General features: G+C 76.4%; 2 protein-coding genes and 1 pseudogene. All 3 read left to right on the top strand.

Annotation, left to right across the window (positions count from 1 at the left end):
• On the top strand, window positions 1–1,471 hold a 1,471-nt coding region (locus tag ACLIYP_RS29925; RefSeq protein WP_412716214.1), incomplete at its 5' end, for a beta-N-acetylhexosaminidase.
• Window positions 1,472–1,852: 381 nt separating this feature from the next.
• Window positions 1,853–2,713, top strand: coding sequence for an FAD binding domain-containing protein (locus tag ACLIYP_RS29920; protein WP_412716215.1), 861 nt, complete (start codon window positions 1,853–1,855; stop codon window positions 2,711–2,713).
• Window positions 2,710–3,159 (top strand): annotated as a pseudogene (locus tag ACLIYP_RS29915) (hypothetical protein); the annotation flags it as partial. The gene ACLIYP_RS29920 and the pseudogene ACLIYP_RS29915, both read left to right, overlap by 4 nt.

Genomic DNA, 3,159 nt, shown 5'->3' with positions numbered 1-3,159 from the left:
GGAGGGCTACCGGTTGGACGTGACCGGCGACGGCGCCGAGATCCGCGGCGGCGCGGCCGCCGGCGTCTTCTGGGGCGCCCAGACGCTGCGGCAGCTCCTCGGCCCCGCCGCGTACCGCCGCGCGCCGCTGCCCGGCCGCGCCTGGTCGCTGCCGTACGTCCGAGTGGCCGACGCGCCCCGCTTCGCCTGGCGCGGCTTCATGCTGGACACGGCACGGCACTTCACGCCCAAGGACGGCGTGCTGCGCTGGATCGACCTGCTCGCCGCGCACAAACTCAACGTGCTGCACCTGCATCTGACCGACGACCAGGGATGGCGCCTTGAGATCGCGCGCTTCCCCCGGCTCACCGAGGTCGGCGCCTGGCGGCGGCGCACCAGGCTGGGGCACCGGGCCTCCCCGCTGTGGGACGTGCGGCCGCACGGCGGTTTCTACAGCCGCGACGACGTCCGCGAGATCGTCGCGTACGCCGCCGAGCGCCACGTCACCGTCGTCCCCGAGATCGACCTGCCAGGCCACTCGCAGGCCGCGATCGCCGCCCACCCGGAGCTGGGCAACGCCGACGCGCGCGAGGGCGCCCCGCGGGTGTGGGACGACTGGGGCGTCAGCACCGACGTCCTGGCTCCCACCGAGGCCGTACTCCGCTTCTACGAGGGGGTGTTCGAGGAGGTGCTGGAGCTGTTCCCGGGCGAGTTCGTGCACATCGGCGGCGACGAGTGCCCCGGGGACCAGTGGCGGCGCTCCCCGGCCGCACGGGCGCGGGCCGCGGAGCTCGGCCTGGACGGCGTGGATGCCCTCCACGGCTGGTTCGTACGGCACTTCGACCGCTGGCTGGCCGAACGCGGGCGCCGCCTCGTGGGATGGGACGAGATCCTGGGGGACGGCGCGGGAGGAGCAGGCGAAGCGGGCGGAACGGGCGCGGGTGCTGCGGGCGCCGGGCTCGGCCCCGGCGCGGTGGTCTCCTCCTGGCGGGGCCGCGCGGGCGCGGTCGCCGCCGCACGGGCCGGGCACGACGTGGTGATGTGCCCCGAGCGGGAGGTCTACCTCGACCACCGGCAGGACGGCGGCGAGGACGAGCCGGTGCCCATCGGGTACGTGCGCACCCTGCGCGACGTGTACGGCTTCGACCCCGTGCCGCCCGAACTCGCGGGCACCGGCGCGGCGGAGCGCGTCGTCGGCGCGCAGGCCAACCTGTGGACCGAGGTCGTGGAGGACCAGCGGCGCGCCGACTACCAGGCCTTCCCGCGGCTGGCCGCCTTCGCCGAGGTGGTGTGGTCGGGGCCGGGCGCAGGGGGCGGTGAGGACGGCTTCGAGGGGCGGTTCCGGGACTTCGAGCGGCGGATGGCGGCCGCGCACTACGCCCGCCTCGACGCGCTGGGCGTGGCCTACCGGCCGCCGTCGGGGCCGTACCCCTGGCAGCGCCGCCCCGGTATCGCGGGGCGCCCGTTCGAGGAGCCGCCGAAGGAGTCCTGAAGGCCGGCCACGGGGCCTTCCCCGGGAGATGCCGGGGATCCTCGGGCCCGATGCCCCCGGCGCGCTCCGCGCGGTTTCCGCGCCGAGTCCCGAACCGTGCCGGAACGGCACCCGAAACGGCCTGTATAAAGTAGTACAAGGTCTCCCAGGAGTGGCAAGGCGCCTGTGCCGGTGACAACCGCCGAAAGCGGGCCATCGGCCAGGTCAGGGACGGATGCTCCCTTCGCGGACCCAGGCTCCGGCGGCCCCCCGGAATGTGCCAGAGTTGCCACGTCCGGGTTCCCAGCACGTACGGTACGGCTGGGCAGCCGGGACGACCGGGGAAGGGGCGCTGGATTGAGCACGCACGCACCGCACGCACCACGGGCGGCGCAGCCGGTCATGCTGCCGGCCACGCTCGACGAGGCCGTGGCCGCTCTCGCCGCCACGCCTGCCGCCGTGCCCGTGGCGGGCGGCACCGATCTGATGTCCGGGGTGAACTCCGGACTGCTGCGGCCCGCCGCGCTGGTCGGCCTGGGCCGGATCAGCGAGATCCGCGGCTGGGAGTACCAGGACGGCCACGCGCTGCTCGGCGCCGGCCTCACCCACGCCCGCATGGGACGCCCCGACTTCGCGGCCCTCATCCCCGCCCTGGCCGCCGCCGCCCGCGCCGCCGGGCCGCCGCAGATCCGCAACGCCGGGACGCTCGGCGGCAACATCGTCACCGCCGCGCCCACCGGCGACTCCCTGCCCGTCCTCGCCGCGCTGGAGGCCACCGTGCTGATCGCGGGGCCGGGCGGCGCGCTGCGCGAGGTCCCCGTCAGCCATCTGCTGGCCGGCATGGAGATGCTGCGGCCCGGCGAGATCGTCGGCTATGTGCGCGTGCCGCTGCTGCACGCCCCCCAGGCCTTCCTCAAGGCCACCGGCCGCACCGGCCCCGGACGCGCGCTGGCCTCGGTCGCCGTCGTGCTCGACCCCGTCCGCCGCGGGGTGCGCTGCGCGGTCGGCGCCGTCGCGCCGATGCCGCTGCGCCCGGTGGAGGCCGAGCAGTGGGTGGCGTCGCTCATCGACTGGGACGGACGACGGGCCCTGGCCCCCGAGGTGCTGGCCGCGTTCGGCGACTACGTCGCCATGGCCTGCATCCCCGATCCCCCCGCCCCGGAGGGCGGGGGGGAGGCCCCCGTACTTCCGCCCGCGGCACTGCACGTACGGCGTACGGTGGCGACACTGGCCCGACGGGGGCTCGGGAGGGCACTCGCATGAGCAACGACCAGCAGGGGCCGTTCCGGCAGGACGGCCGGCCCGTGCCTCCCCCGGCGCCCGAGGGCGGCTGGGGAGGCGAGTACGACGGCGACTCCACCGCCTTCATACAGCTTCCCGAGAACCTGCCGGGCCCGTACCAGTACGGGTCGGCCGACGGGTCCGGCGGCATGCCCGACCCGCTCGCCGCACCGGGCACCGGACACGGCTGGGAGCCGCCCGCCATCGACCCCGGCGCCCACCCGGCGCCGCCGGCCCAGGTGCCGGTGACCCCGGAGGCCACCACCGACCCGGCGGCCCCGGTGCAGTGGACCATGCCGTTCGCCGGAGGCCGGGCGGAATCCGCGTCCGCCTCCGCCGAACCCCAGCGGTCCGAGCGGGAGCAGGCCCCGCAGCGCGGCGCGGCCGCCGCCACGGGGCAGGGCGCTGCCAGATCGGCAGAACACACG

This window comes from Streptomyces nanhaiensis (assembly GCF_046614825.1).
In the GTDB taxonomy this organism is placed as follows: domain Bacteria; phylum Actinomycetota; class Actinomycetes; order Streptomycetales; family Streptomycetaceae; genus Streptomyces; species Streptomyces radiopugnans.
Note: the sequence above shows the minus strand (reverse complement) of the source record. Positions and strands in the feature narration are given on the sequence as shown.